At 36.1% G+C, this 26,541-nt stretch carries 28 protein-coding genes and 1 tRNA gene; 17 read left to right on the top strand and 12 right to left on the bottom strand.

Features of this window, described 5'->3' with window-relative positions; translation table 11 throughout:
- Window positions 1-34 precede the first annotated feature (34 nt).
- The gene (locus BM201_RS10690; protein WP_092542466.1) at window positions 35-814 is read right to left on the bottom strand and encodes a universal stress protein; all 780 of its coding nucleotides are present in this window, start codon (window positions 812-814) and stop codon (window positions 35-37) included.
- 70 nt (window positions 815-884) lie between these two features.
- Entirely contained in the window at window positions 885-1,628 is a 744-nt protein-coding gene (locus BM201_RS10695; protein ID WP_092542468.1) for an energy transducer TonB, read from the bottom strand.
- Between the two features lie 504 nt (window positions 1,629-2,132).
- On the opposite strand from BM201_RS10695, the gene BM201_RS10700 reads away from it, so the two are divergent.
- Window positions 2,133-3,281: a porin family protein gene (locus tag BM201_RS10700; protein ID WP_092542470.1), complete on the top strand. Its 1,149-nt coding sequence runs from the start codon at window positions 2,133-2,135 to the stop codon at window positions 3,279-3,281.
- A 17-nt stretch (window positions 3,282-3,298) separates the two neighbouring features.
- Here BM201_RS10700 and BM201_RS10705 read toward each other — a convergent pair whose 3' ends face one another.
- Window positions 3,299-4,423, bottom strand: coding sequence for a PAS domain-containing protein (locus tag BM201_RS10705; protein WP_092542472.1), 1,125 nt, complete (start codon window positions 4,421-4,423; stop codon window positions 3,299-3,301).
- A 417-nt stretch (window positions 4,424-4,840) separates the two neighbouring features.
- Window positions 4,841-4,915: transfer RNA gene (locus BM201_RS10710), tRNA-Pro, on the bottom strand.
- A 142-nt stretch (window positions 4,916-5,057) separates the two neighbouring features.
- On the opposite strand from BM201_RS10710, the gene BM201_RS10715 reads away from it, so the two are divergent.
- The 13 genes from BM201_RS10715 to BM201_RS10775 all read left to right on the top strand — a co-directional run bounded on the left by BM201_RS10715 (window position 5,058) and on the right by BM201_RS10775 (window position 17,782).
- Window positions 5,058-6,248: a PQQ-dependent sugar dehydrogenase gene (locus tag BM201_RS10715; RefSeq protein WP_092542474.1), complete on the top strand. Its 1,191-nt coding sequence runs from the start codon at window positions 5,058-5,060 to the stop codon at window positions 6,246-6,248.
- Between the two features lie 21 nt (window positions 6,249-6,269).
- Entirely contained in the window at window positions 6,270-6,737 is a 468-nt protein-coding gene (locus BM201_RS10720; RefSeq protein ID WP_092542476.1) for a cytochrome c, read from the top strand.
- A 48-nt stretch (window positions 6,738-6,785) separates the two neighbouring features.
- On the top strand, window positions 6,786-7,394 hold the full coding sequence (gene udk, locus BM201_RS10725) for a uridine kinase (protein WP_092542478.1): 609 nt from the start codon (window positions 6,786-6,788) through the stop codon (window positions 7,392-7,394).
- Window positions 7,395-7,412: 18 nt separating this feature from the next.
- Window positions 7,413-7,727, top strand: coding sequence for an FtsB family cell division protein (locus tag BM201_RS10730; protein ID WP_092542480.1), 315 nt, complete (start codon window positions 7,413-7,415; stop codon window positions 7,725-7,727).
- Between the two features lie 41 nt (window positions 7,728-7,768).
- Entirely contained in the window at window positions 7,769-9,169 is a 1,401-nt protein-coding gene (locus tag BM201_RS10735; RefSeq protein ID WP_092542482.1) for a methylmalonyl-CoA mutase subunit beta, read from the top strand.
- A 2-nt stretch (window positions 9,170-9,171) separates the two neighbouring features.
- The gene (gene scpA / locus BM201_RS10740) at window positions 9,172-11,295 is read left to right on the top strand and encodes a methylmalonyl-CoA mutase (RefSeq protein ID WP_092542484.1); all 2,124 of its coding nucleotides are present in this window, start codon (window positions 9,172-9,174) and stop codon (window positions 11,293-11,295) included.
- 94 nt (window positions 11,296-11,389) lie between these two features.
- On the top strand, window positions 11,390-12,271 hold the full coding sequence (locus BM201_RS10745; RefSeq protein WP_092542486.1) for an SDR family oxidoreductase: 882 nt from the start codon (window positions 11,390-11,392) through the stop codon (window positions 12,269-12,271).
- Window positions 12,272-12,372: 101 nt separating this feature from the next.
- A complete protein-coding gene (locus BM201_RS10750) occupies window positions 12,373-13,137 on the top strand; it encodes a ParA family protein (protein WP_092542488.1) in 765 nt (254 codons plus the stop codon).
- A 3-nt stretch (window positions 13,138-13,140) separates the two neighbouring features.
- Window positions 13,141-14,040, top strand: coding sequence for a ParB/RepB/Spo0J family partition protein (locus BM201_RS10755; protein WP_092542490.1), 900 nt, complete (start codon window positions 13,141-13,143; stop codon window positions 14,038-14,040).
- Window positions 14,030-14,623 (top strand): DUF5683 domain-containing protein, encoded by a 594-nt coding sequence (locus BM201_RS10760; protein WP_092542492.1) that lies wholly within the window; start codon window positions 14,030-14,032, stop codon window positions 14,621-14,623. Before BM201_RS10755 ends, BM201_RS10760 begins: the two co-directional genes overlap by 11 nt.
- 2 nt (window positions 14,624-14,625) lie before the next feature.
- Entirely contained in the window at window positions 14,626-15,342 is a 717-nt protein-coding gene (gene dapB, locus BM201_RS10765) for a 4-hydroxy-tetrahydrodipicolinate reductase (protein WP_092542494.1), read from the top strand.
- 205 nt (window positions 15,343-15,547) lie between these two features.
- Complete coding sequence (gene lepB / locus BM201_RS10770; RefSeq protein ID WP_092542496.1) at window positions 15,548-17,125, top strand: signal peptidase I; 1,578 nt, start codon at window positions 15,548-15,550, stop codon at window positions 17,123-17,125.
- Between the two features lie 3 nt (window positions 17,126-17,128).
- Window positions 17,129-17,782, top strand: coding sequence for a WbqC family protein (locus BM201_RS10775; protein ID WP_092542498.1), 654 nt, complete (start codon window positions 17,129-17,131; stop codon window positions 17,780-17,782).
- Here BM201_RS10775 and BM201_RS10780 read toward each other — a convergent pair.
- The 7 genes from BM201_RS10780 to BM201_RS10810 all read right to left on the bottom strand — a co-directional run bounded on the left by BM201_RS10780 (window position 17,772) and on the right by BM201_RS10810 (window position 24,081).
- Window positions 17,772-18,821, bottom strand: coding sequence for an endonuclease/exonuclease/phosphatase family protein (locus BM201_RS10780; RefSeq protein ID WP_092542500.1), 1,050 nt, complete (start codon window positions 18,819-18,821; stop codon window positions 17,772-17,774). The genes BM201_RS10775 and BM201_RS10780 overlap by 11 nt on opposite strands.
- Complete coding sequence (locus BM201_RS10785; protein WP_092542502.1) at window positions 18,822-19,730, bottom strand: rhomboid family intramembrane serine protease; 909 nt, start codon at window positions 19,728-19,730, stop codon at window positions 18,822-18,824.
- A complete protein-coding gene (locus BM201_RS10790) occupies window positions 19,731-20,480 on the bottom strand; it encodes a rhomboid family intramembrane serine protease (RefSeq protein WP_092542504.1) in 750 nt (249 codons plus the stop codon).
- Window positions 20,481-22,340, bottom strand: a complete 1,860-nt coding sequence (mutL, locus tag BM201_RS10795) for a DNA mismatch repair endonuclease MutL (RefSeq protein WP_092542506.1) — start codon at window positions 22,338-22,340, stop codon at window positions 20,481-20,483.
- The gene (locus BM201_RS10800) at window positions 22,341-22,634 is read right to left on the bottom strand and encodes a hypothetical protein (protein WP_394333741.1); all 294 of its coding nucleotides are present in this window, start codon (window positions 22,632-22,634) and stop codon (window positions 22,341-22,343) included.
- Window positions 22,635-22,778: 144 nt separating this feature from the next.
- Window positions 22,779-23,276, bottom strand: a complete 498-nt coding sequence (ribH, locus tag BM201_RS10805) for a 6,7-dimethyl-8-ribityllumazine synthase (RefSeq protein ID WP_092542510.1) — start codon at window positions 23,274-23,276, stop codon at window positions 22,779-22,781.
- 13 nt (window positions 23,277-23,289) lie between these two features.
- Window positions 23,290-24,081 carry a tetratricopeptide repeat protein gene (locus tag BM201_RS10810; protein ID WP_092542512.1) on the bottom strand — a complete coding sequence of 264 codons (792 nt, stop codon included), beginning with the start codon at window positions 24,079-24,081 and terminating at the stop codon, window positions 23,290-23,292.
- Between the two features lie 147 nt (window positions 24,082-24,228).
- On the opposite strand from BM201_RS10810, the gene recF reads away from it, so the two are divergent.
- The 3 genes from recF to BM201_RS10825 are packed head-to-tail and all read left to right on the top strand — an operon-like array spanning window position 24,229 to window position 26,031.
- On the top strand, window positions 24,229-25,308 hold the full coding sequence (gene recF / locus BM201_RS10815) for a DNA replication/repair protein RecF (RefSeq protein ID WP_092542514.1): 1,080 nt from the start codon (window positions 24,229-24,231) through the stop codon (window positions 25,306-25,308).
- Window positions 25,305-25,751 carry a lipocalin family protein gene (locus tag BM201_RS10820; protein ID WP_092542516.1) on the top strand — a complete coding sequence of 149 codons (447 nt, stop codon included), beginning with the start codon at window positions 25,305-25,307 and terminating at the stop codon, window positions 25,749-25,751. Before recF ends, BM201_RS10820 begins: the two co-directional genes overlap by 4 nt.
- The gene (locus BM201_RS10825) at window positions 25,738-26,031 is read left to right on the top strand and encodes a DciA family protein (protein ID WP_092542518.1); all 294 of its coding nucleotides are present in this window, start codon (window positions 25,738-25,740) and stop codon (window positions 26,029-26,031) included. Before BM201_RS10820 ends, BM201_RS10825 begins: the two co-directional genes overlap by 14 nt.
- 85 nt (window positions 26,032-26,116) lie before the next feature.
- On the opposite strand, the gene BM201_RS10830 is transcribed toward BM201_RS10825, so the two are convergent.
- Window positions 26,117-26,536 (bottom strand): nucleoside-diphosphate kinase, encoded by a 420-nt coding sequence (locus tag BM201_RS10830; protein ID WP_092542521.1) that lies wholly within the window; start codon window positions 26,534-26,536, stop codon window positions 26,117-26,119.
- Between the last annotated feature and the right edge of the window lie 5 nt (window positions 26,537-26,541).

A 26,541-nucleotide genomic window follows, 5' to 3' on the forward strand; every position in this document is an offset into this window, starting at 1 on the left:
TTTTTATTTTAAGTTTAGTTGATATGCTAATTTTTTAATCTAACACCAGCAAAGGCTTATCACTATGCAATGTTAAAATATTGGTTAGCTTACCTTTAGAAGCTTTACCATTTTCTAAATGTGTTTTAGGCATTATGGCAAGCATGTCTATATTATGACTTTCCAGGTATTGCTTTATTCCTTCTTCAATATCTTCATTTTCAAGATAAGCATGGTGAGAATAGAAATCTTCTAGGAAGTATTCTATGGTTCTTTCATTGATCTCATCGTATTCTGAATAGCCCATTAATTTAGAACCTTTATCCACGGTTAGTAAATGAACTTTTGCTTTAAAACGTCTTGCTACATCTAGTAAAGTAAAGAGCACATTTCTATCTGCTATTTTTTCTTTACCCATGGTTAAAATGATCGTTTTTAGACTGAAATATTTAGAATTTTCTGGGATCACTAAGACCGGAAGATCTGCTTGCTGAATAAACTTAGAGGTATTAGAAGTCATATCTTCTCTTTTAACCTTAGAGCCTCGAGTTCCTATGATCACAAGATCAATGTTTAGTTCGTCCCTTAATTCTACAATTACGGGTGCGGTTTCTCCTTGTTTTACAAGCGTTTTGATCTCTGGAAATCCAGGTTTATTATAATCAGCGATTACTTCATCTAACTTTGCCTTTACCTCAGCCTCATTAGCATTTTCTGGTAAGATGCGAAGTAAATACACGGTCACAATTGGTTTTTGTTTTGCAAATTCAACAGCATACTTTAGTGCATTTAAAGAAGCTTTTGAAAAATCGAAAGGGATAAGAACAGTTTTCATGTTTTTTGGTTTTAATTGAATTCCATAGATATATTTCAAAATTTTGAGGGCCGTCTATCTTCCGTTTCTCCTAACTGCGTTCTCTAAATTCGAACACAATTGGTAGGGAGTAAGAAATTCTTACCGGGCGATTACGCTGCATACCAGGCTGCATTTGAGGCAGAAGTTTTATCACTCGCTCTGCTTCTTCTTCTAACAAAATGTTTGGTGCTCTGGATTGTATATCGGTTACTTTTCCAAATTCGTTAATCTTAAAGACTACGATTATTCGGTTTATTCCAGATACTCCGGCATCTGTTCCTACATCGGTATTAAACTCATTTCTAACAAATTCGTCTATTTTCTCGGTCATACATTTTTTACGAGCTTCATTATCTTTAAGATCCTCACATCCAGGGAATATTGGCACCTGTTCTACGAATACAAATGGAACTTGCTCTACCTCTTCTTCGCCATACCCGTCTGAAATATCTGCTACTTCTGCAATGGTTTCGATTCTATCGTCCTGGTCACTTTCTGTAGAGACGATTACATCTTCTTGAATGTCCAGATCATCATTTACAATATCGATCACTTCTGGAATTACAGGTGGCGGTGGAGGTGGTGGAGGCGGCGGAGTATTCATTTGGGTAATTGGAATATCCACGATCATTTCTTCATCGACCTCTACGGTATAATTATCGACACTATCATTTACAGCTGTGCGCATTTCTAAAGTAAAATACACAGAGGACAGTATCATGATGAGACCAATTTGGAAGAAAATCAAACTTCCTCTGTTGAGGTCTGCTTTGGGATTTTTCTTGGCTTTCATGACGCTTGGTTTAAATTTCTATTCAGTGATTATTTAAATTTCCGAAGCTAAACTTCGGGGAATTTCAATCTCTTTTGGGGCGTCGTTCTTTATAAATCGGTCTAAAAATTGATCTTTTTAAATAACTGATTTACAAATTCCTCCATCATTTTTACAGTATTAAAGGTATATACTATCTACTTAAAGAAACCTGATAAATATCAGCTTTAGAAAATTTTTCAATATTTTTTTCTGCGGAAGATATCAATGCTCAAATTCGATGTTTTTTGCAGTGATTTTTTCTGAAAAAGACTAACAGAAAATTCAGCATAAAAACTTCAGAAATTAATCAATATTCACTGAAGCACTGGTGCTAAAAGCGCTAATGATCCTAAAACACAAATTCACTTATAAAATAGGAGCTTAAAACATACAAGATCGCTTAGAAAGCTGATAAAAATCATACAATCTTGCCAAAGAGACCTCTAATTTTACAAGTCCCACAGCATGTAAATCATAGCTATTATGAAAATCTTCATCCAGGCATTTTTCGCGCTTTTAATGCTTCCATTCTACGCACAACAACCCCAGGATTCTTCACTTTTTGCTGAATTTGAAAAGCGAATGCAACTAAAAGCATTAGTGGTTGGTAGATATGCCGCATCTTTTGATGAAAATATCGATTTTGAAGGCAATCATTTTTCTGAAGAACTTGAAACTGATCAGGAAATCGTAAATAATTCTTTTCAAATGGAATATGTTCGATTTTCGACTAGCTTTTATATAAATGACAGAATTTCGACTTCAATTTTATTGAATTTGGCCAATTTCAGCAATGAATCTGTTTCGAGAAAAGTATTAGAAAATGCATTTGTTCAATATAAAATGAATCCTTATTTAAATTTCAGGCTTGGCCAGTTTAGACCGTACTTTGGTTTAGAAGATTTGCATCCATTTCAGCTTAATAATTCGTACCGCTGGTCTAACCAGTATTTTCTATTTGGTCAAAATGCATGGCAAAGTTTTCAGATAGGTGCTGCGGTTTACGGAGATCTATTTCAAAATAAAATTCCGCTTAAATACTACTTCACGGTTTACAACGGAAATAACCGAAATCAAAGACAGGATAACGATAACCACAAAAATTACAGTCTGCGTCTAGAATTATTACCTTTAGATATTGTGCAATTTGGTATAAACGGCGCGATCACTAAAAAAAATCAGCAAAATGCTAATGCCTACGGTGCCGATCTAAAAATTAATTATCCAGTAAATTCTTCCTGGGAAATCGATGCCCATATGGAATATAAACGAGGTACCAATTTTACAGCCTATAATGATCTTTTTGATCCTCATATTTTAGAGCAGGAATTGCAATTAAACGATTTCTATATGGAAGGAATTTACAGCTTGATTAGGGCGAAAAAGTACGTTCATCTCCCCTATTTAAAAGCTTTAGAGTTTAGCATAAGGCAAGAATATCTAGATACCAATAGCCAGGTTACCGGAGATATTTTACGTTCGCACATCCCAATGTTCAGTCTGGTTTTGGCCGGTGATTATGATGCTAAATTGTCTTTTGTTGGTGTATTTTATGACTACCAAAAAAATTTTGAAAATACTTCGCAATACGACTCTAACCGCGGACTCATACAATTTCAGGTAGCATTTTAGATCTTAGCCATAAAAATCTAAATTCTTGCCTGATGATCAGCGATCTTTAGTTGATAGAACTGGTCTAATTTTCGAGTAAAAATATCCAGCTCTTCGATCACGATACTAATCATCTCTGCATAATTTCGAAGATCACATTCGCTTAATTTATCTTCGTTTTTAAGCACCGTACTTAATCCCTGTAAATTGGTAAGAGGATTTCTAATCACATGTGAAATATCAAAAGTAATTTGCTCTAAAATAGACTCGTATTCCATAATTCCAGAAACGTCTAATAAAGTTCCAAACCACAAAATGATCTCGTTATCGATCTTTTTTGGTGATGCTCTTAGCTTAAACCATTTGGTTTGCCCGTTTGGCCAAACAATTCTAAACGTAAATTTATAAGAAGACAAGGTGTTTGCTGCTTTCTCTACCGTTTGCAAAAATTCCTTTTTATCTTCTGGATGAATGTAATCAATAAATTTTATAGGATTTTCAACTACACACTGCTGCTCGATATCTGGATGTACATCTTCTATCCCTTTGCTTAAAAAATCAAAACTAAAATCAAGATTCGAGGCGATCCTTATCTGAAACACTACGCCGGGAACATTATCCATGATTTGTTTTAGTCGAGATGCGCTAAGATCAATATGCATTTTTTGATCTCTTAAGGTCCTACGCGTATTTAAAAAATCTGTTGCCTTTTTGGCCAAAAGCAACAGACCTTTTTTCTGATCTTCTGAAAGTTTATTAGGCTGTGTATCCATAACGCAAAGTGTCCCTAATACATGTCCTGCAGGGCTTTTAAGAGGAACACCTGCATAAAATTGAATATGTAAGGCTGCAGCGACTACAGGATCATTTTTAAATCTTTCGTCTGCATGCGTATTTTCGATCTCCAAAAGCTCGAGATCTTCAGATATTAAACGATGGCAAAAGGCTTCTTTTCTAGGAATTTCAGAAACTGCAATACCAAAAGTAGACTTAAACCATTGCCTGTCTTTATCTACCAGGCCAATTAAAGCTATTGGTAACCCACAAATTAGAGATGCCAGCTGCGTAATTTCATCTAGTTCCAATTCAGGATCTGTATCTAAAATCTGATAACTATAGAGTTCTTTTAAGCGTTCTTTTTCGAGCATATATTCTTTTTCCATGTTCAAGTGATCGCGAACAATGAAATTCGCATTTCTTCAGATTATAGATAGAACTAGATGATTATTAAAGTTATAGAAATACTCTGAAACCGCAGTAAAACTAAGGATATTCGGTATATCTGTATTCAAAACCCTGGATAAATTAACATTTTTTAGTATTAAGAAGCACCTTTAAAGTTAAAATTTCAGATCTGGAGTCAAAATAACGAAATTAGAAACGTTCATACTCTATGAAGAGTTATAAAACGTTTTATTAAAATGAACTTGAAGAAATATTAAGCAGATAGAAGAGGAGGTCCCATGTTTAGCTCATTATAGTGAAGATTATAAGAACAGAACCTGAAGATATAGGAAATAAAAAAACCACTAAAAAACATTGATTTTTAGTGGTTTTATGATAATATCTTATAAAATTTGTCGGGGTGGCAGGATTCGAACCTGCGACCTCCTGCTCCCAAAGCAGGCGCGATGACCGGGCTACGCTACACCCCGTTTTACAATTGTTATTCTCAATTGCGGGTGCAAATATAATAATTCTTTTAGCACCACAATAGAAAGTTGAGATTTTTTATATATTAGTTCAGTAAATAGCTTTTAATCCTTTAAATTACAACCAATCTCATAATAGCTTTTCATGAAAAAAACAATAATCTATATTGGTATCGCTTGTGGTATAATCGCTTGTGGTGAAAGTTCAAAAGATAATGATACTGCTGAAAAAACAGATCCTACCGTAGAAACTCCAGAAGATATTCAACAAGAAGTACCAGATCCTATCTCTGCTGAAACTAATGATAACTATGACACAGAGGTTGTTGTAGAAGGTATTGCCATCCCATGGGGAATCGATTTTCTTCCAGATAATAGTATGCTAATTACCGATAAATCTGGGGATATTTATCATTACAGAGACGGACAAAAGCAAAAACTTTCTAATGTTCCTGAAGTTTATGTGCGTGGCCAAGGCGGATTATTAGATATCGCTGTACACCCAGATTATGCAAATAATGGATGGATTTATTTTACTTATGCTTCTTCTGAGGGTGAAGGTGAAGGTGGAAATACAGCAATCGCCAGAGCTAAGATCGACGGAACTCAGCTATCCAATGTAGAAGTATTATATAAGACTGGTCCAAATACCACAAAAGGACAGCATTTTGGTTCCAGAATTAGTTTTGATAAAGAAGGTTATTTATATTTTTCAGCTGGAGAACGTGGCGCTCGCGACGAAAATCCACAAGATATTACTAGAGATAACGGTAAAGTTTATCGCTTAAATGATGATGGAAGCATTCCGCAGGACAATCCATTTGTTGGAGAGGAAAATGCTAAAGAAGCGATCTACTCATACGGGCATCGTAACCCACAAGGAATGATATCAAATCCTGAAACTGGCGAAATTTGGGTTCACGAACATGGGCCACAGGGCGGTGATGAAATAAATGTTGTAAAAGCAGGCGCTAATTACGGATGGCCGGTTGTTACCTATGGAGAAAATTACAATGGCACTCCTATTACAGACGAGCGTAGCCGGCCAGAGTTTGAAGATCCTATTTTTTACTGGTTACCTTCAATCGCACCAAGTGGATTCGCATATGTAACTTCTGAAGAATATCCAGAACTTCAAGGGAATTTACTAGCCGGCTCCCTTAAATTTCAGTATTTAGAACTTTTGATTTTAGACGGAAAGAAAATCACCAAAAGAGAGAAATTAGTCGAAAATGTTGGAAGATTAAGAGAAGTTGTTGAAGGACCCGATGGAAATATATATCTTGGCGTGGAAGGAAAAGGCGTATTAAAGTTAGTAAAAAAGCAGAATAATTAGATTAAACACAAACGATAAACAATGAAAAAGTTACTAAGTATTGCCGTGATTCTGGGAGCTATGGCTTGCAAATCAGACAAAAAGCAGGAATCTACCGAAGAGGAAGATACCTACACTATCCCGGCAGATAACAGTTCAGCAGAAAAAACACCTTTAGACGAAAGTATCGCAAGAGGTAAAAAAGTGTATTCTCAGCTATGTGTTACCTGTCACCTTCCTACCGGAAAAGGAATCCCGGGAACCTATCCTCCACTCGACGGTTCTAACTGGTTAAGAGAAAAAAGAACTGAAAGTATTCGTGGTGTAAAATACGGTATGCAGGGACCAATCACCGTAAACGGTAAAGAATACGATAACGTAATGACTCCTATGGGATTAAGCAACCAGGAAGTTGCAGATGCACTTAACTACGCAATGAACTCTTGGAGCAACAATATCGACGATATGGTAACCGAAGAAGAAGTTGCCGCAGTAGAAAAATCTGAATAAAATTTAATTTTTGGGGTAAATAATTAAATTTGCCCCAAATTTTCTCAGATGCTTATAATTGGAATTGCCGGAGGTACAGGTAGCGGAAAGACTACCGTTGTAAATCAAATAATCGACGAGTTAAAGAATGAAGAAGTAGATGTAATCTCCCAGGATTCCTATTATATGGATACCAGCCATCTAAGCTTCGAAGAACGTAAAAAGATCAACTTTGATCATCCAAAATCTATAGATTTCGATCTATTGGTTTCTCACCTTCAGGAATTAAAAGCCGGTAACAATGTGATGCAGCCGGTATATTCATTCAAAGAACATAATAGAACAGGAGAATTTATAGAAGTTCATCCTCGTAAAGTGGTTATCGTAGAAGGCATTCTAATCCTTGCCCACGCTGATATTCGCGATATGTTCGACATCAAAATTTATGTGCATGCAGATAGTGACGAGCGTTTAATTAGACGATTAAAACGTGATATAGCAGATCGTGGACGTGATCTGGAAGAAGTGCTTTGGCGCTACCAAACAACGCTTAAACCAATGCATAACCAGTTTATAGAACCTACCAAAGAATTTGCAGATATTATAATCCCTACCAATCGTTACAATACGGTAGCTGTTGATATCGTTCAGACAATTATAAAAGATCGCTTGTCCTAATTTTGTATATTTAAGCACATGAAATTAAAAGAACTTCGCAATAAAAGATGGTTTAAAATACTTAGCAATAAATATGTTTTGCTAGGCCTTATTTTTGCTATCTGGATGTTCTTTTTAGATAGTAATTCCTGGTTTATCCATCACGAACTTAACCAGGAAATTAACGAGCTTAGAGAAAACAAGGAATATTACCAAAAGGAGATTTCTCACGATAAAGCCATCATTGGCACTTTAGGCGATTCTATAGAATTAGAAAAATTTGCTCGCCAAAAATATTATATGAAACGTCCTAACGAAGAAATCTACATTATCGAATACGATACTATAGATTAATATTGGTCATTTTTCGCCTGTTTTCTTAAAACCACACGATTATGAAGCAATCATTATTTCAGGATTTTGATGAAGTTTCTGCAAAACAATGGAAACAGAAAATTCAGTTTGAGCTACAGGGTTCAGATTATCAAAACCTGGTAACTCATACTTTAGATGGCATAGATATTAGGCCATTTTACCATCAGGATGATCAAATTGAAACTTTACAGATAGATTCTAGCAAAGATTGGTCGATTTGCGACCAAATTTATGTTGTTTCAGAAGAAAAAAGCAACTACCGCGCTTTAAAATTAGTCGAAAAAGGAGCTGAAAGTATCTGGTTTATCATTTCTTCGGAAGAGACCGATCTAAAAAAACTATTCAAAAACTTCGATTTTCATTCTACTCCTATTTACCTGAAATTCACTTTTTTTTCTGAAGAATTTCTAAAAGGTTTGCGTAATTTTTTTCAGGATAAAAATGCAAAAGTTTACTTGCAGATCGATATTATTGGCAATTTAGCGGCTACAGGAAACTGGTTTGCTAACTTAGAAAGTGATCGTAAAATTTTAGATCAAATTCTTCAAGATTCGTCGAATTTCGAATCGGTTATTTCCGTAGATACCATGCTGTATCAAAACGCCGGCGCTACGATTCCGCAGCAATTGGCTTATGCGATCGCACATGCAAACGAATACCTTAATCATATTAACGAGGTGAATTTTCTTTCTTCGGAAGTAAAAAAAGCGCTCAAATTGCAATTTTTAGTGGCCGTGGGGCCAAATTACTTTTTCGAGATTGCTAAAATTAGAGCTTTACGATGGCTTTTTTCAAGTATCGCTGAAGCTTACGGATTCAACAAAGAAGTTTTTATTCTCGCCCAACCTTCAAAACGTAACAAAACGCTTTACGATTACAATGTAAATTTATTGCGCACCACTACAGAAAGTATGAGTGCAATTCTTGGTGGTGCAGATGCTATTTTTAATCTACCCTACGATGCGGTTTATCATAAAAATAACGAGTTTGGGAATAGAATCGCCCGCAATCAGCTTTTAATTATGAAGCACGAAGCGCATTTAAATAAAGTAAAAAATGCTGCGGAAGGTGCCTATTATATCGAAAACCTAACTGAACAGTTTGCTGAAAAAGCACTGGCAATTTTTAAGGATATTGAAAATGGAGGCGGATTTTTAAAACAACTGAAGGAAAGTATTATCCAGAAGAAAATAAGAGAATCGGCTGAAAAAGAACAGGCGAAATTCGATGCTGGGGAACTTATTTTAATTGGTACCAACAAATATCAAAATCCGGCAGATAAAATGCAGGATGAGATTCAGTTATATCCGTTCTTGAAGAAAAATCCCCGAAAAACCTTGATCGAACCGATTTTAGAACGCCGATTAAGTGAAAAACTGGAAGAGCAACGATTAGCAACCGAAAAAACTGTAAACGCATAATTATGGGAAGAAAAGGCCTTAAAGATTTACAGTTAATCGAAAAAAAAATAGGCGAAAAATCCACAATTTCGACCTACAAAACTCCGGAAGAAATCCATATCAAATCTTCATATTCCAAAGAAGATATTGCAAATTTTGAGCATCTTAATTTTGTTGCCGGTACGCCACCATTTTTACGTGGCCCTTACAGTACGATGTATGTGGAGCGCCCGTGGACGATAAGACAATATGCAGGATTTTCTACTGCAGAAGAGAGTAATGCTTTTTATCGCAGAAATTTAGCTGCCGGACAAAAAGGCCTTTCGGTAGCTTTCGATTTGGCAACGCACCGCGGTTACGATAGTGATCACGAACGTGTGGTTGGCGATGTGGGAAAAGCCGGTGTTGCAATCGATTCGGTTGAGGATATGAAAATCCTTTTCGATCAGATTCCGTTAGATAAAATGTCGGTTTCCATGACGATGAACGGCGCTGTATTACCCATTTTAGCTTTTTACATTGTCGCTGCAGAAGAACAGGGCGTAAAACCAGCGCAGCTTTCAGGAACGATTCAAAATGATATTTTAAAGGAGTTTATGGTGAGAAACACCTATATCTACCCTCCTACTCCGTCGATGAAGATCATTGCAGACATTTTTGAATACAGCTCGCAACACATACCTAAATTCAACAGCATTAGTATTTCTGGCTATCACATGCAGGAAGCTGGGGCAACGAGCGATATCGAATTGGCATACACACTTGCAGACGGATTAGAATATATTCGTAAAGGTTTAGAAGCCGGAATGGATATCGATAGTTTTGCACCCCGACTTTCATTCTTTTGGGCAATTGGTATGAACCATTTTATGGAAGTTGCTAAAATGCGAGCAGCACGCATGCTTTGGGCAAAACTGGTAAAACAATTCAATCCTAAAAATCCAAAAAGCTTATCGCTTAGAACCCATTCGCAAACCAGCGGATGGAGTTTGACAGAACAGGATCCTTTTAATAATGTAGCACGGACTTCCATAGAAGCGGCAGCTGCGGCATTTGGTGGCACGCAAAGTTTACATACCAATGCTTTAGATGAGGCAATTGCTTTGCCTACAGATTTTTCAGCAAGAATCGCGAGGAATACGCAGTTACATCTTCAGCAGGAAACATCGATCACTAAAACTGTAGATCCTTGGGCCGGTAGTTATTATGTTGAAAGTTTAACGAATGACATTGCTGAAAAAGCCTGGAAATTAATTGAAGAAGTTGAAGATCTTGGCGGAATGACGAAAGCCATCGAAGCCGGAATTCCAAAAATGCGTATCGAAGAAGCTGCTGCAAGAAAACAAGCCAGAATTGATAACGAAACTGATGTTATCGTTGGAACCAATAAATATCGCTTACAAAAAGAAGAGGAATTGCTTACGCTTGAAGTTGATAATCAAAGTGTACGCAATCAACAAATAGAACGCCTCGAAAAAATTAAGGCCGAAAGAAACGAATCTGAAGTAAAAAAAGCACTCGAAAATCTTACAAAATCGGCTCGAACCGGGCAAGAAAATTTATTGGCTCTAGCCGTTGAAGCTGCCAGAAAAAGAGCAACTTTAGGAGAAATAAGCGATGCGCTAGAGGAAACTTTTGGAAGATATAAGGCAAAAATTCAATCTTTTAGCGGAGTTTATTCTAAAGAAATGAAAGACAACGAAACATTTTTAAAAGCCAGAAAACTTACCGATAAATTTGCCGAGCAGGACGGTCGCCGACCACGAATTATGATCGCTAAAATGGGACAGGATGGGCACGATCGAGGAGCAAAAGTTGTAGCTACCGCTTATGCCGATGTAGGTTTTGATGTAGATATTGGTCCGCTTTTTCAAACGCCAAAAGAAGCGGCAAAACAAGCGGTAGAAAATGATGTTCATATTCTTGGTGTTTCGTCTTTAGCAGCCGGGCATAAAACTTTAATACCACAGGTATTGGAAGAACTAAAAAAACTAGGTCGTGAAGATATAATGGTGATTGTTGGTGGCGTGATCCCGTCGCAGGATTATCAATATTTATTTGATGCCGGTGCCGTAGCTGTTTTTGGACCAGGTACAAAAATTAGTGATGCCGCAGTACAATTATTAGAAATCTTGATTGACGAGTGATGAATAATTCAAAATGCATAATTTTGAGCATCTTTTATCACAAATTCTGAAAAAATATAAGTAAATTCATTGCTAAACTTACAAATTCAGAATAATGGACTTCACAAAAAAAATGCTGCGTGACGATGCTTTAGCCGGTAAAACTATTGTTGTAACTGGTGGTGGTAGCGGTCTTGGAAAATCAATGACTAAGCATTTTTTAGAATTAGGCGCTAATGTGGCGATTTCTTCTCGGAATTTGGAGAAACTTCAGAATACAGCTTCAGAACTAGAAAACGAAACCGGCGGAAAGTGTTTACCTGTGCAATGTGATGTTCGAAATTATGATGAAGTTGAAAAAATGCTTCAACTGGTTTTGGCTGAATTTGGAGAAGTTGATGTTTTGCTGAATAACGCTGCCGGAAATTTTATATCTCCTACCGAGCGTCTTTCAGCAAACGCATTTGATACCATTATCGATATTGTTCTTAAAGGAAGTAAAAACTGTACGCTAGCCTTTGGGAAACATTGGATTGATAAAAAAACCGAAAATACCTCAATTTTAAATATTGTTACTACCTATGCCTGGACGGGCTCTGCTTATGTTGTACCAAGCGCCACCGCAAAAGCAGGAGTTTTGGCAATGACCAGGTCTTTAGCGGTAGAATGGGCTAAATACGGTATTAGATGTAATGCAATTGCTCCGGGCCCATTCCCAACTAAAGGTGCCTGGGATCGATTATTACCGGGTGATTTAAAAGATAAATTCGATCTAGCTAAAAAAGTTCCACTAAAACGAGTTGGTGATCACCAGGAACTGGCAAACCTTGCCTCCTATCTGGTATCTGACTTTTCTGCGTATCTAAATGGGGAAGTTATCACCATCGATGGTGGTGAATGGTTAAAGGGCGCCGGGCAGTTTAATTTGCTGGAAGCGATCCCCGAAGAATTATGGGACCAGCTAGAAGCGATGATTAAAGCAAAAAAAAGAGGTTAAAACTTTTGCGATTGTTAAAGTTTTTGAAAAACCTGTTAACAAAATGATTTTATAAACCTATAATAAATTGTATTTTTACCTTCAAAAATTGATACAAATTAATGGGTAAAATCATCGCTATTGCCAATCAGAAAGGTGGAGTAGGAAAAACTACAACTTCAGTAAATCTTGCTGCTTCCCTTGGTGTTTTAGAAAAAAAAGTACTTCTTATTGATGCCGATCCCCAGGCAAACGCAACTTCAGGATTAGGAATTGATGTTGAAGAAATAGAATTGGGAACATATCAGCTTTTGGAACATTCTATTACTCCAGAAAAAGCGATCATGGAAACAAGTTCACCCAATTTAGATCTTATACCTGCCCATATCGATTTAGTAGCTATCGAAATTGAACTGGTTGATCAGGAAAATCGTGAGTCGATGCTAAGAAAAGCAATCACTCCGCTTAAAGATCAGTACGACTACATATTAATAGACTGTGCTCCTTCCCTAGGATTGCTAACTTTAAATGCTTTAACAGCTTCAGATTCAGTAATTATTCCTATTCAATGTGAATATTTTGCCCTAGAAGGTTTAGGTAAATTATTGAATACTATAAAAAGCGTTCAGAAAATACACAATAATAAACTGGATATCGAAGGTTTATTGCTTACCATGTACGACAGCCGTTTACGACTCTCTAATCAGGTTGTAGAAGAAGTTCAAAAACATTTCGATGAAATGGTTTTTGAAACAATCATTCAGCGAAATGTGCGTTTAAGTGAAGCGCCAAGTTATGGAGAAAGTATAATTAATTACGATGCGTCTAGTAAAGGGGCTACAAATTACTTAAGTTTGGCGCACGAAATTATTAAGAAAAACAGTTAGAGGATGGCGAAGGCTACAAAAAAACAGGCACTTGGTAGAGGTCTTTCTGCGCTATTGAAAGATCCTCAAAACGATATAAATTCAGCTGAAGATAAAAATGCAGATAAGTTGGTGGGGCATATAGTTGAATTGGAATTATCTTCTATTGAAGTCAATCCATTTCAGCCAAGAACCAGTTTTAACGAAGATGCCTTACGCGAACTGGGAAGTTCTATTAAAGAACTTGGGGTAATTCAGCCCATTACCGTTAGAAAACTCGATTTCGATAAATATCAGCTTGTTTCTGGAGAGCGTCGTTTTAGAGCTTCTAAACTAATTGGTCTGGAGACCATCCCGGCTTATATTCGAATTGCCAACGACCAGGAAAGCCTGGAAATGGCTTTAGTTGAAAACATTCAGCGCCAGGATCTTGATCCTATAGAAATTGCACTCTCCTATCAGCGCCTTATTGATGAAATTAGCCTTACGCAAGAGCAACTTAGTGATCGTGTAGGTAAAAACCGGTCTACCATTGCGAATTACTTACGGCTTTTAAAATTAGATCCAATTATCCAAACGGGAATGCGTGATGGATTTCTAGGAATGGGACATGGTAGAGCCCTAATTAATGTAGATGATCCTCAAATACAGTTAGAGATCTACGAAAAGATCTTAAAAAACTCATTATCTGTAAGGGATACTGAAAAACTGGTAAAAGAGGCCAAAAACGGACCTGAACAAAAAACAGCTTCAAAACCTTCAATACCGGTAACCTATAAAAAAAGTATCAAGGAATTTACAGATTATCTTGGGACAAAAGTCGATGTGAAGGTGCAGAAAAACGGAAAAGGAAAACTTACGATCCCTTTTTCTTCTGAAGAGGAATTTAACCGAATTAAAAAATTGATCCAGGGTGAAGAGTAAGCAGCTACTTCCTGTACTGTTATTGCTTCTGTTAACAATTCAACTTAGCGCTCAGGATTCTCTTTCTGTAGAAAATCCAAGGCTAATTGAAAATCCCGAAGAAGCACAAGATCTTGAAGAAGAACAGGATTACAAACCATATAATGCTTTGGCACCTGCAAAAGCTGCATTTTACTCGGCAATTCTACCCGGTTTAGGTCAGATTTATAATGGCAGAATTTGGAAAGTACCTTTGGTTTATGCTGGGATAGGAATTCCTATTTATTTCTACATCGATAACGATCGCCAGTATGATCGCTACCGTACAGCTTACAAACAACGACTAGCAGGTCGTGAAGATGAGTTTGCCGGGCGAATATCAGACCAGGGATTGCGAAGCGCCCAGGAACTTTACCAGAGAAATAAAGAAATATCGATTTTAGTAGCCATAGGATTTTATGCGCTAAACATTATCGATGCTAACGTAGATGCACACCTACAACAATTTAATGTAAGCGAAGATCTAAGTTTAAAACCAAATTATAATCTCGATAAATTTACAGGAAAATCAAATTACGGATTTTCACTGAATTTTAAATTTTAAAAATGAAAATAGCACTTTTAGGATACGGAAGAATGGGACAGGCAATAGAAAGTATTGCTATAGAACGCGGACACGAAATTATTCTGAAGATCGATAAAAATATAGAAAGTTATAGCTTGGAAGAAATAGGAATCGATGTAGCCATCGATTTTAGTATTCCAGATGCCGCTTTTAAAAATATTACATCTTGTTTTAAGGCCGGTATTCCGGTAGTTTCTGGCACAACCGGTTGGTTAGATAAATATGATGAAGCAGTTGAAATGTGTAACGATAACGACGCTGCATTTATTTATGCCAGTAATTTTTCTTTAGGAGTGAACATATTCTTTGAGCTGAATAAAAAATTAGCCGGCATGATGAAGAATCTTGAAGAATATGGCGTAGAAATTGAAGAGATTCATCACACCAAGAAATTAGATGCTCCCAGCGGAACGGCAATTAGTTTAGCTGAGCAGATCATAGATGTAAATGAACGTAAGAAAGGTTGGCATTTAGAAACTGCGAATGATAATGAAATTCCGGTTTTTGCAAAACGAATTGAAGATGTGCCGGGAACCCATACGGTAAGTTATACATCCAGAATCGATGATATCGAGATCATGCATACAGCGCATTCTCGAGAAGGATTTGCAAAAGGAGCGGTAGTGGCAGCAGAATGGTTAAAAGATAAAAAAGGAGTACATACGATGAAAGATGTTCTATCAAGTCTTTTTGAATAAAAAGACTTCTATTTTATCGAATTTTAGCAAAAGACATCAATATTTTTAGTTTTACTTTCAGAATAAATTTTGAGTAAACTACCTCAGTTTAATCTGTTGAGTCTCTTGTTAAAAATTAATTTGAATATCGAGGTTATAGAATATTAATCTCCATTATCGCGTAACGAATAGCCTTTTAGGCATACTAACAGGGAAATAATAAGATATGACATTTACAGAGTGGTTTATTTTCTTTCTGGTTGTGCAAGTGATTCATTTTGCCGGAACCTGGAAATTATATCAAAAGGCGGGAAGAAAAGCCTGGGAAGCTATGATCCCTATTTACAATGCTGTGATCTTAATGAAAATTATTCACCGTCCCTGGTGGTGGGTTATTTTACTTTTTATTCCGATTGTAAATCTTATCATGTTCCCTGTAATTTGGGTAGAGACCTTAAGAAGTTTTGGAAGAAAAAGTACCGCAGATACGTGGTTAGCGATTCTTACACTGGGATTCTATATCTATTATATTAATTACACTCAGGATGTAAAACATGTTAAGGATAGAAACCTTAAGCCTGCAACTACGGCCGGAGAATGGGTAAGCTCTATTTTGTTTGCGGTCGTAGCAGCGACCATCGTCCATGGTTATTTAATGCAGCCATTTACAATACCTACTTCATCTCTAGAGAAAACACTTTTAGTGGGAGATTATCTTTTTGTGAGTAAGTTTCACTATGGAGCCAGAATACCACAAACTCCTATTGCCTTCCCAATGGTACATGATACTATTCCGGTTGCTGGAATTAAATCCTATTCTACAGAGCCTCAGGTGCCTTATTTAAGATTACCAGGATTCGAAGAAGTAAAAAAGAATGATATTGTAGTTTTCAACTGGCCTGTTGATACCGTAAATGCTTTTCAGCAATATGGTGACGGAAAATATTATCACAAACCTATTGATAAAAAATCCAATTATGTAAAACGTTGTGTAGCCGTGGCGGGGGATTCTTTAGAGATCATTGAAGGGAAAGTTTTTATAAATGGGAAACAACTTCAACTTTCAGAAAGAGCAAAACCACAATATTCTTACGAAGGCACTACCGACGGACAGCAATTGAATGCACAGTACATGTATCAAATGTATGATATTACTGATGGCTTCTACTTTAATAGTGCGACTAACGAATTCGTAATTTCTGCATTAACTGAAGAAACTGCACAAAGATTACGTAATAACCCTTATATCAAATCACTGGAACGCCGTATTTATCCTGAAGAACAAAAGTCAGCCAGTCTATTCCCTAACGATAATAAAAAGCGTTATAATTTAGACTATTTTGGACCAATATATATTCCTGAAGAGGGAAAAACAGTAGCGATCACTCCTGAATCTTTACCGTTTTACCGTAGAATTATCGAAGTCTATGAAGGAAGTGAAATGGGTATTGATAATACTATTAGCCTTAATGGTACACAGGTACTTTTAAACGGTAAACCTATAGAATCCTATACTTTTAAACAGAATTACTATTGGATGATGGGTGACAACCGTCACAATAGTGAAGATAGCCGAAGCTGGGGTTATGTACCTTATAATCACGTTGTTGGAAAACCGGTATTTATATGGTTCAGTAAAGATAAATATGCTTCAGGATTTTTTGATGGCATAAGATGGGATAGAATGTTCACTACTGTAAAAGGTGATGGTAAACCAGTTTCCTACCTACCTTATTTTCTAATTTTAGTGGTAATTTTCTTCGGATTTAATTACTTCAGAAAACGTAAAAAATCAGATTCTTAAAAAATGAATACTGTTTTATTACATCCGGCCTATTTCGGCCCTGTCTCGCAATATACTGTAATCACCCAATATGAAAAGATTGTTTTAGAGAACTTTGACAGCTATCAAAAACAGACTTATCGTAACCGAATGTATATTTATGATGCTAACGGTAAATTATTACTAAATATTCCTATAAAACATAAATCCTCACTTACAGGTAAAGCCTCAGATGGAAATCAGTTATACAAGGATGTTTTGATTGATAACTCTTTTGAATGGCAGAAGCAACATTGGCGTGCTTTAAAAGCATCTTACCAAACCTCTCCGTTCTTCGAGTTTTATGAAGATGATATCATATATTTATATGAAAATCAATTTTCTCATCTAATGGATTTTAATTTAAAATGCCAGTCCTTTGTTTTTGATGCCATAGGAATTGAAGCTGAAATAAAACAAACTGATGAATACTTTAGAAATCCTACAGCAATGGATAACGGAAGGCATCTAATTTCAGCAAAAAAAGATTTTAATTTTTTATCTGAACGCTACCAGCAAGTATTTGAGCCAAAACACGGATTTTTAAATAATTTGAGCATCCTAGATTTAATTTTTAACCTGGGCCCCCGAAGCTTAGATTTTCTGGAAAATCAAAAACTTCCCGACTTTAATTTTTGAATGAAAAAGTAGTTAGAATAGGATAATGATCTGAATACGGCACTTTAATTCGCTCGTAAGAGTTGATTTCAAACACCGTGTCTAAAAGATGAAAATCTATTCTTAAAGGGAAATAATTCAGATTATAAGTGCTGCTAAAACCTGCACCTTTTTTTACAAAAGCATCCTGAAATCGATCATTTCTAACATGTTTATAAGTATGAGAAAACGCAGTATTATTAAAGTCTCCACTAATAATTATTGGATAAGCAGATTCCCTGATGGATTGATATACTTTTTCAGCCTGATTTTGTTGTCTTACAAAACCACTAGAAATATTCTTAACCACTTTCTTCGATTCTTGCTTATCTTTAAAATTATCTACTTCCTGAACATCTTCCGTAACTTTTAAGCTTTGAAAATGGATATTGTACAGCCTGATGGTGTCCTCTTCAATAAGAACATCTGTAAAAATCGCATTATTATTATCCCCTGTAAAATCATCTACATTAAAATCTAAAGAGGTCTTACCAATTAATGGAAATTTTGAAAATATAGCCTGACCAAAAGATGACCTTTCAGATCGATATTTGATAAATTTAAATGGATATTTTTTTTCCAGATATTCATTTTTATAATATTCTTCAATCGTTAGTATATCTGGATCTGATTCATCTATTACCGCATTTATTTTTTCAGGAATATTTTCTTCCTCTGTCCAAACAGATTTATTAAACATCCTAACATTATAATTCATGATAGAATACTTCCCAGCCCTATCTTCACTCGTAAATGGCCATTTATAAAACTTAGAAGCAAAACCAAAGCCTACAATCATAATGATCAGCGATAAGAGCATCTGTCGCTTCATACGCAACAGCCAGTATAAAAAGAAAACAAGGTTCGCAATGATCAAGATTGGAACACCTAAAGTGAGAACCGAAATAAGCGGATAACTTTTTGGTGGAATATACGGGAGAAAATAGGCTAGGATCAGTGCGATAGCCAATAAAGAATTTAAAAAGAAAATAAGTTTATCAAACCAGGATAATTTTTTCATTTAATCGTCTTTGCCTGCCTGAAAGAGAAAATCCTTTTCTGCTTTCGTTAAACTTTCATAACCGCTTTTACTGATCTTATCTAAAATCGTATCAACTTTTTGCTGCTTTTCAGATTTAGACATTGATGTTGATCTAGAGCTTGATGATGAAGTTCCAGACCGTTTATTGGAAGTACGATGTACTGTTTTCATTTTAGCTTTCTTCTCTCTCTTTTTGAAAAGATTAGCTATGCCGTCCATTAAATTCTCCCACCACGCACCTATATCATTACCTTTATGCAATTGCGTAGTATATAGATACCCCAAACCTGCTCCACCAAGATGCGCCAGATGACCTCCTGCATTACCCATTGGAATTTGAATAATATCTATTGCCACTAATGCGGCCGCAATCCACCAGAATTTTAAATTTCCTAATATTAGTAATCTAACATACATATTTGGCGCTTGCGTTGCAACGCCAATTAAAACAGCCATGACACCGGCTGAAGCTCCCACAAGGTAAGATTTACCACCTGCAAATGCTGGGAATAAATTGTAACTCAGCATAAAAACCAATCCACCAATAATAACTCCAAGAAAATAATAGTTTAAAAGTCGTTTTGGTGAAAAGAAATTTAAAAAATATATTCCTGAGAAATACAATATCAGCATATTAGAGATCAAATGAAAGATCCCGCCATGCAAAAATGAGTAACTAATGATCGTCCAGGGTTTCAGAATAAATTCTGCTGGATCTGAAGGTAAAACAAACCAATCATAAAAATTAGCAAAACCCGGAATTTCAAAAAGGGAAAAAATCGTGTTTAAAATTCCGAAGAATAGAAATACGATCACATTTACAGCGATGAGTTTCTCTGTAACAGAGGCCGTATTTATCTTATATCGTATTCTATCAGATGTTCTCATTTAGTCCCATCTATTTTGATTAAACTGATTTTTCTTCCAATACCACATTGTGATAAATCCAATAACTGCACCTCCAATATGCGCCCAGTAAGCGGTGTTTGATGGTCCTAAAAGCGTTTGTCCAGTTACCGCTGAATAAACATTCAATAGAAAATAGCCACCAATTAAATATTTTGCTTTAATTGGGATTGGTATAAACATGATATACAAAGGTAGGTTAGGATAGATCACAGCAAAGGCAGCAGTGACTCCAAATATGGCTCCAGAAGCTCCAACCATAGGCACCATAAATGAGCTTGCAAGATCGTTTACTAAAGCATTACCGCCATTATACATCATCCCGTAAGCCTGCCCATCAAATTGATTTAGTAATTCATTAATTTGGGAAACACTCGCTCCGTTTTCTATCAATGCATTATAAGCGGAATTAAAGTCGAGATAAGCGAATAGAATCTGAAGTCCGGCAGCACCAAGACCGGCAGAAAAATAAAGGAATAAAAAGCGATTCTGACCAATACTTTGCTCTAAAAAACTTCCAAAGATATAAAGGCCGAACATATTAAAGAAAATATGCGAAATGCCCCCATGCATAAACATGTGGGTGATCACCTGCCAAAACTGAAAATTTTGATTTTCTGGAAACCATAAAGCAAATAAATCATAAGCCTTACCACCAATTACCTGGCTACCTATAAAAAATAGGATATTTGCTATTAAAATTACTTTTACAGATTCAGAAATTCTTCCCATTTAGGTAAACTTTTTATCTAATTCGTCCACGGTTAAAGTGACAAAGACCGATTTGTTAAACGGACTAACATCTGGTTCTTTACACGCAAACAATCGATTTACAATGTGTTGCTGTTCAGTACTGTTTAATAAAGTTCCAGATTTTACTGCCATTCCTTTTGCAAGCGATTTGGCCAGCAAATCGGTTTGCGAAAATCCGTTATCGGGAACTTCATTTTCAAAGTCAGACAACAACTGTTCTAGCAAAATACCAACTTCACTTTCACTAATTAATGTTGGTATCCCAGTGATCTCTACATTATCAACTTCAATATTAGAAAAAATAAAACCAGTTTGTTCTAAAGATTCCTTAATTTCTTTAAGCATTTCCATTTCATTCGTGTTGAATTGCAACTGTAATGGAAAAAGAAGCTGTTGGCTAACCGCCGCAGAGATCGTAATATTCTTTAAAAGCTCTTCATATAAAATCCTGGTATGGGCACGATTTTGATCGATTACCAAAATTCCACTTTTCAACGTAGAAACGATGTATTTTTTCTGAAGTTGAAAAGTCCCCGATTCGGGCTCGCTATGATTATCGTCAAAAAGCTTCCCGGTTACTTCTTCGCTTTCAAACTCGACCTGCTTAAACTGCGTTTGGTCTGCCTCTGGAATAGCATTTAAACCAGCATATAAACTTTCCCAGGATTGTGTGTTTTCTTTTCTGAAGCTATGACTTTTGCCAGATCGAATTGAAGATGTATTTAACTCATTTTCGAAAGGATTAAAACTACGATCTACTTCGATTTTAGGAACTTCAGCCTCTTTATTTTTATAATCGTAAGGTGTGTCCAGATTAGAATCACGATCAAAATCTAGCACCGGTGCCACACTAAATTGTCCCAAACTATGTTTTATAGCACTTCTTAACATAGCATAAAGCGCATGCTCATCGTCGAACTTAATTTCGGTTTTAGTGGGATGGATATTGATATCTATACTTTTTGGATTTACATCTAGGTAAAGAAAGTAACTTGGATAAGTTTTTTCCTTCAGTAAACCTTCAAAAGCTGCAGAAACTGCATGATTTAGATACGGACTTTTAATAAACCTGTTATTCACAAAAAAGAACTGTTCTCCCCTGCTTCGTTTCGCAAATTCTGGTTTCCCAACAAAGCCCGAAATTTTCACAATCTCGGTATCCTCATTTACCGGAACGAGCTTTTCGTTAGTTTTGGCTCCAAAAATATTGGTGATTCGCTGTCTGTGATTGGTTGCTGGTAACTGAAACAGTTCACCACCATTATGAAAAAGTGAAAAAGCAATCGACGGATGTGCCATCGCCACTCGCTGAAATTCGTCAATTATATGACGTAATTCTACCGCATCAGACTTTAAAAAATTCCGCCTTGCGGGAATATTATAAAAAAGGTTCTTCACGCAAAGTGAAGTTCCTTTGGGTGTTACGCAAGGCTCCTGAGAGGTAACTTTACTTCCTTCAATTTTAATACAGGTACCAACTTCTTCACTTTCTGGCCTGGTTTTTAATTCTACATGAGCAATTGCCGCGATCGAGGCTAAGGCTTCACCTCTAAATCCTTTAGTATTTAAACTGAAAAGATCTTCAGCCGCTTTAATTTTTGAAGTCGCATGCCGCTCAAAACACATGCGTGCATCGGTAAGACTCATACCGGCACCATCGTCTACAACCTGTATTAATGTCTTGCCGGCATCTTTTATTACAACCTGAATATTTTGAGCATAAGCATCTATAGCGTTCTCCAGTAATTCTTTAATAACAGATGCTGGGCGCTGTACTACCTCTCCCGCTGCAATCTGGTTAGCAACGTGATCTGGTAAAAGTTGTATTATATCACTCATTTAACGAGGATTCGAGAAGATAGACAAATCGAAATCTATAATCCACAAAAAAATAAAAATAAGGACAAGCGCTACATAAATCACACGACGGTTAATTTCTCTATTTCCACGATTTCGGCTGGCCTTTCGATCTCTAGACCATTGTGCACCAAAATCTATCGCATTTGTAGCTTCCCTATATTTATTAAATTTCGAATCAAAATCGTAAATATTACCCGTATCCTTACCGTTATAGTAACGAGGAGTATAATTGTAACGGACGTTCTTTTTGGTTTTTAAAAAATTGACTCTCAAAATTATTGCTTTAAAACGTGGTACATCAAATTTACTTAAAAGCTTTCTAAAATAGAAGAGCTCTTCTATAAAATTAAAAAAGCAATAATAATGCCGCTTTAAAAAAGCGGCATGTGGATTATGATAAGATACTATCTAAGATTATTAAAATCTGGATTCTTTTCTTAGTTGTGCCATTTTGATGGCTGCAATTGCTGCTTCAGTTCCTTTATTACCGTGCTTTCCTCCAGAACGGTCTAAGGCCTGTTGCATGTTATTATCTGTTAATACACAGAAAATCACCGGGGTATCGCTATTTACATTTAACTGGGTAATACCATTTGAAACTCCCTGGCATACAAAATCAAAATGCTTGGTTTCTCCCTGAATCACACTCCCAATTGCAATGATACCATCCAGCATATCATAAGTTTCCTGCATTTTCTTGCAGCCGTAAGTTAGCTCGAAACTTCCTGGTACATTCCAACGCACTATTTTTTTCTCTAATACACCATGTTCTTTCAATGTTTCGAAAGCGCCCTGAAATAAACCTTCAGTTACTTTCTCATTCCATTCTGAAACAACAATCCCAAACCGAAATTCTTTCGCGTTTGGGATTGAAGATTTATCGTATTCCGATAGATTATTTCCTTCGGTTGCCATATATGTTTATATGTTAGTTCATTGCCTGAGCCTGACCAATAAATACAGGAGCTTGTTCTGCTTCAGGAGACTCTGGATATTCATTTTCTAATTTATTAAGATACTCTAAAGCATCTTCAGCATTTCCTAACTCTAGCGCTGTAACAGCTGCTTTTAGTAAGAATTTTGGTGTAGTAAAGCTATTAGATCTCATATTAGCCGCTTTCACGTAATAATCTAAAGCTTCTTCTGGTTGCTCTAGTTGCATAAACGCATCACCAATACCACCTGTAGCTAAAGGAGCTAAAACCTCATCATCACTATTAAAGTCCTCTAGATACTCTATAGCTTCCTGGTATTTACCTGTGTATAAATAAGCGAAACCAGCATTATAAGATGCAATATTAGCACTAGCAGTACCACCGTAATTATCGATAATATCTAAGAAACCGTATTTACCTTCTCCACCATTTAAAGCCAGATTATAAAGAGAATCGCTCTCTGTAGCTCCAGCATTCATAGCAGACTGCATATAGTTTTGAGCCTGCGCCATTTCGTTAGCAGCCTCGGCTCTTTTTGGTTCTTGTATAAATTGCTCGTATCCAAGATATCCCAAAACAGCTACAACAATAACGCCTAATACGATATAAATGTATTTTTGGTTATCTGCTACCCAGGTCTCTGTGCGACTAGCACCTTCATCTAGAGTGTTAAAAACTTCCTCTGTAGTAGATTGACCTTCTACATATTCGTTTTCGTTTGTTTCTTCTACGTCCTGGATGTTCTCCTTTTGTGGTTTATATCCTCTTTTCTTATACGTTGCCATAAGATATTTTTAATGCGTGGCAAAAATATAATATTTTGTGAAAATTAAAAGGGAAATTATTTGTATTTTTTCAATATTTTAAGCTCTTTCGCTTAGCAATTTCTAGCCTGCCAGGCAGATCAAAACCACATTGATTTTCAATAAATTATGCATTTAAAACAGCTTTCTCTATTAAATTATAAGAATCTGGAGTCGTCTTCTTTCGACTTTGATCCTAAGATTAACTGTATGGTTGGGCATAATGGTGTGGGAAAAACAAACGTTTTAGATAGCATATATCACCTGGCTTTCGGAAAAAGTTATTTTAACCCGATTACCAGCCAGAATATTAATCACGATGCCGACTTTTTTGTGGTAGATGGTACGTTTGAGAAAAACGAAAAAGAAGAACACATCTTAGTGAGCGCAAAGCGTGGGCAAAAGAAAGTGATCAAAAGAAACCAAAAGCCTTACGAGAAAGTTAGTGAGCATATTGGCTTTATACCTGCCGTGATTATTTCTCCCGCAGATCGCGACCTTATTATAGAAGGTAGCGAAACTCGTAGAAAGTTTATGGATGGCGTGATCTCCCAAAGTGATAATGCCTATTTAAATAATCTTATAAATTACTCTAAAGTAGTATCACAGCGAAACTCCCTTTTAAAATATTTTGCAGCCAATCACACCTTCGATCGTGATACTTTAGAAGTTTATAATCTTCAGCTTAATGATCTCGGATCGAAATTATACAAAAAACGCCTTGAATTTTTAGAAGAATTTGTTCCGATATTTAATAAAAGATATGCTGAAATTACCAACAATAAGGAACCGGTAAGCATTAATTATAAAAGTCAGCTTGCTGAAAAGCCTTTATCCCAACTTTTGGAAGATCAGCTTCAAAAAGATATGGTTTTGCAATATACCAGCGTTGGAACGCACAAAGACGACCTAAGTTTTGAAATTGAAGGTCATCCTATTAAAAAATTTGGTTCTCAGGGCCAGCAAAAGTCATTTTTAGTGGCTCTTAAATTAGCTCAATTCGATTTTATTAAAAAAATAAGCGGCGTAAACCCAATATTACTATTAGATGATGTTTTTGACAAGCTGGATGAACAGCGCGTTGCGCATATTGTAGCTTTGGTAGCCACAAAAGATTTAGGCCAAATATTTATAAGCGATACGCATGCCGAGCGTACCGAAAAAGTGGTAAAAGAAAGCAATCAAACCTATAAAATATTCAAATTGTGAAAATTAAAGGAGTATTTTTTTTCGTAGTAAGTATAATTCTATTAAGTTGTAATAAACAGGATCCAAAAGAACAGATCCAATTTTTAGAAGGCTACTGGGAAATTGATAAAGTTGAAGTAAGTCCAGATTCTACCATTACTTATAGAATGAGTGAGAATGTCGATTATTTTGAACTAAGCGATTCATCCAAATCATCAGGCCAGCGTACAAAACTGCGACCCCAGATGGATGCCACATTTAAAACCACCAATTCTGCTGAAAAAATTGATCTAAAAATTGAAGAAGACAGTCTAAGAATTTATTATAAAACTCCTTACGATAACTGGAAGGAAACTGTTCTTGAAGCTTCAGAAGAAAACCTGGTTATAAAAAATGCTCAGAATAAAATATATCATTACAAAAAATACAGCCCCATAAATATCGAAACCAATGAAGAGGAATAACGAAAATCTAAGTTTAGGAGACGTTTTAAAAGAGTTTGTTGAAAAGAACAATCTTGAAAAGGGCTTGGATAAAGTTCATGTTCGTGATGCATGGAATCAGCAAATGGGGCCTGCCATCCAAAAATATACCACTGCAATTAAATTACAGGGAAGCACTTTGTACGTTCAATTAAGTTCTTCTGTTTTACGCGAAGAATTAAGCTACGGAAAAGAAAAGATCGTTAAAATGCTAAACGAAGAATTAGGGAAAGCGCTTATAGAAAAACTGGTTCTTCGGTAGATCAAACACAAAAAAAAATCAGAAAAAAGCATAAAAAAAGCTATCCGAAACTGGATAGCTTTTCTTTTTATTACAAAAAATATTCTTAGAACATTTCTCTACCTGCAAAGTGAAAAGCACCTTCGATAGCAGCGTTCTCGTCGCTATCACTACCGTGAACTGCATTTTCTCCTACAGAAGCAGCATATTTTTTTCTAATAGTTCCTTCAGCAGCATCTTCAGGATTTGTAGCACCAATTAAAGTTCTAAAATCTTCAACTGCGTTTTCTTTTTCTAAGATCGCAGCAACGATTGGTCCTCTTGTCATAAATTCTACTAATTCACCAAAGAACGGACGCTCTTTATGAACCGCGTAAAAAGTCTCTGCATCTGCTGTTGTCATTTGCGTTAACTTCATGGCTACGATTCTAAAACCTGAAGCATTGATCTGATCTAAAATTGCACCAATATGCCCTTTTTCTACAGCATCAGGCTTAAGCATGGTGAAAGTTCTGTTTCCTGCCATTTCGT

The organism is Zunongwangia mangrovi (assembly GCF_900112105.1).
In the GTDB taxonomy this organism is placed as follows: Bacteria; Bacteroidota; Bacteroidia; order Flavobacteriales; family Flavobacteriaceae; genus Zunongwangia; species Zunongwangia mangrovi.

Bases quoted from the DNA above. Each gene is read 5' to 3' on its own strand.
- BM201_RS10690 (WP_092542466.1), bottom strand. From the start codon at position 814: ATGAAAACTGTTCTTATCCCTTTCGATTTTTCAAAAGCTTCTTTAAAT.
- BM201_RS10695 (WP_092542468.1), bottom strand. From the start codon at position 1,628: ATGAAAGCCAAGAAAAATCCCAAAGCAGACCTCAACAGAGGAAGTTTG.
- BM201_RS10700 (WP_092542470.1), top strand. From the start codon at position 2,133: ATGAAAATCTTCATCCAGGCATTTTTCGCGCTTTTAATGCTTCCATTC.
- BM201_RS10705 (WP_092542472.1), bottom strand. From the start codon at position 4,423: ATGGAAAAAGAATATATGCTCGAAAAAGAACGCTTAAAAGAACTCTAT.
- BM201_RS10715 (WP_092542474.1), top strand. From the start codon at position 5,058: ATGAAAAAAACAATAATCTATATTGGTATCGCTTGTGGTATAATCGCT.
- BM201_RS10720 (WP_092542476.1), top strand. From the start codon at position 6,270: ATGAAAAAGTTACTAAGTATTGCCGTGATTCTGGGAGCTATGGCTTGC.
- udk (WP_092542478.1), top strand. From the start codon at position 6,786: ATGCTTATAATTGGAATTGCCGGAGGTACAGGTAGCGGAAAGACTACC.
- BM201_RS10730 (WP_092542480.1), top strand. From the start codon at position 7,413: ATGAAATTAAAAGAACTTCGCAATAAAAGATGGTTTAAAATACTTAGC.
- BM201_RS10735 (WP_092542482.1), top strand. From the start codon at position 7,769: ATGAAGCAATCATTATTTCAGGATTTTGATGAAGTTTCTGCAAAACAA.
- scpA (WP_092542484.1), top strand. From the start codon at position 9,172: ATGGGAAGAAAAGGCCTTAAAGATTTACAGTTAATCGAAAAAAAAATA.
- BM201_RS10745 (WP_092542486.1), top strand. From the start codon at position 11,390: ATGGACTTCACAAAAAAAATGCTGCGTGACGATGCTTTAGCCGGTAAA.
- BM201_RS10750 (WP_092542488.1), top strand. From the start codon at position 12,373: ATGGGTAAAATCATCGCTATTGCCAATCAGAAAGGTGGAGTAGGAAAA.
- BM201_RS10755 (WP_092542490.1), top strand. From the start codon at position 13,141: ATGGCGAAGGCTACAAAAAAACAGGCACTTGGTAGAGGTCTTTCTGCG.
- dapB (WP_092542494.1), top strand. From the start codon at position 14,626: ATGAAAATAGCACTTTTAGGATACGGAAGAATGGGACAGGCAATAGAA.
- lepB (WP_092542496.1), top strand. From the start codon at position 15,548: ATGACATTTACAGAGTGGTTTATTTTCTTTCTGGTTGTGCAAGTGATT.
- BM201_RS10775 (WP_092542498.1), top strand. From the start codon at position 17,129: ATGAATACTGTTTTATTACATCCGGCCTATTTCGGCCCTGTCTCGCAA.
- BM201_RS10780 (WP_092542500.1), bottom strand. From the start codon at position 18,821: ATGAAAAAATTATCCTGGTTTGATAAACTTATTTTCTTTTTAAATTCT.
- BM201_RS10785 (WP_092542502.1), bottom strand. From the start codon at position 19,730: ATGAGAACATCTGATAGAATACGATATAAGATAAATACGGCCTCTGTT.
- BM201_RS10790 (WP_092542504.1), bottom strand. From the start codon at position 20,480: ATGGGAAGAATTTCTGAATCTGTAAAAGTAATTTTAATAGCAAATATC.
- mutL (WP_092542506.1), bottom strand. From the start codon at position 22,340: ATGAGTGATATAATACAACTTTTACCAGATCACGTTGCTAACCAGATT.
- ribH (WP_092542510.1), bottom strand. From the start codon at position 23,276: ATGGCAACCGAAGGAAATAATCTATCGGAATACGATAAATCTTCAATC.
- BM201_RS10810 (WP_092542512.1), bottom strand. From the start codon at position 24,081: ATGGCAACGTATAAGAAAAGAGGATATAAACCACAAAAGGAGAACATC.
- recF (WP_092542514.1), top strand. From the start codon at position 24,229: ATGCATTTAAAACAGCTTTCTCTATTAAATTATAAGAATCTGGAGTCG.
- BM201_RS10825 (WP_092542518.1), top strand. From the start codon at position 25,738: ATGAAGAGGAATAACGAAAATCTAAGTTTAGGAGACGTTTTAAAAGAG.
- BM201_RS10830 (WP_092542521.1), bottom strand. From the start codon at position 26,536: ATGGCAGGAAACAGAACTTTCACCATGCTTAAGCCTGATGCTGTAGAA.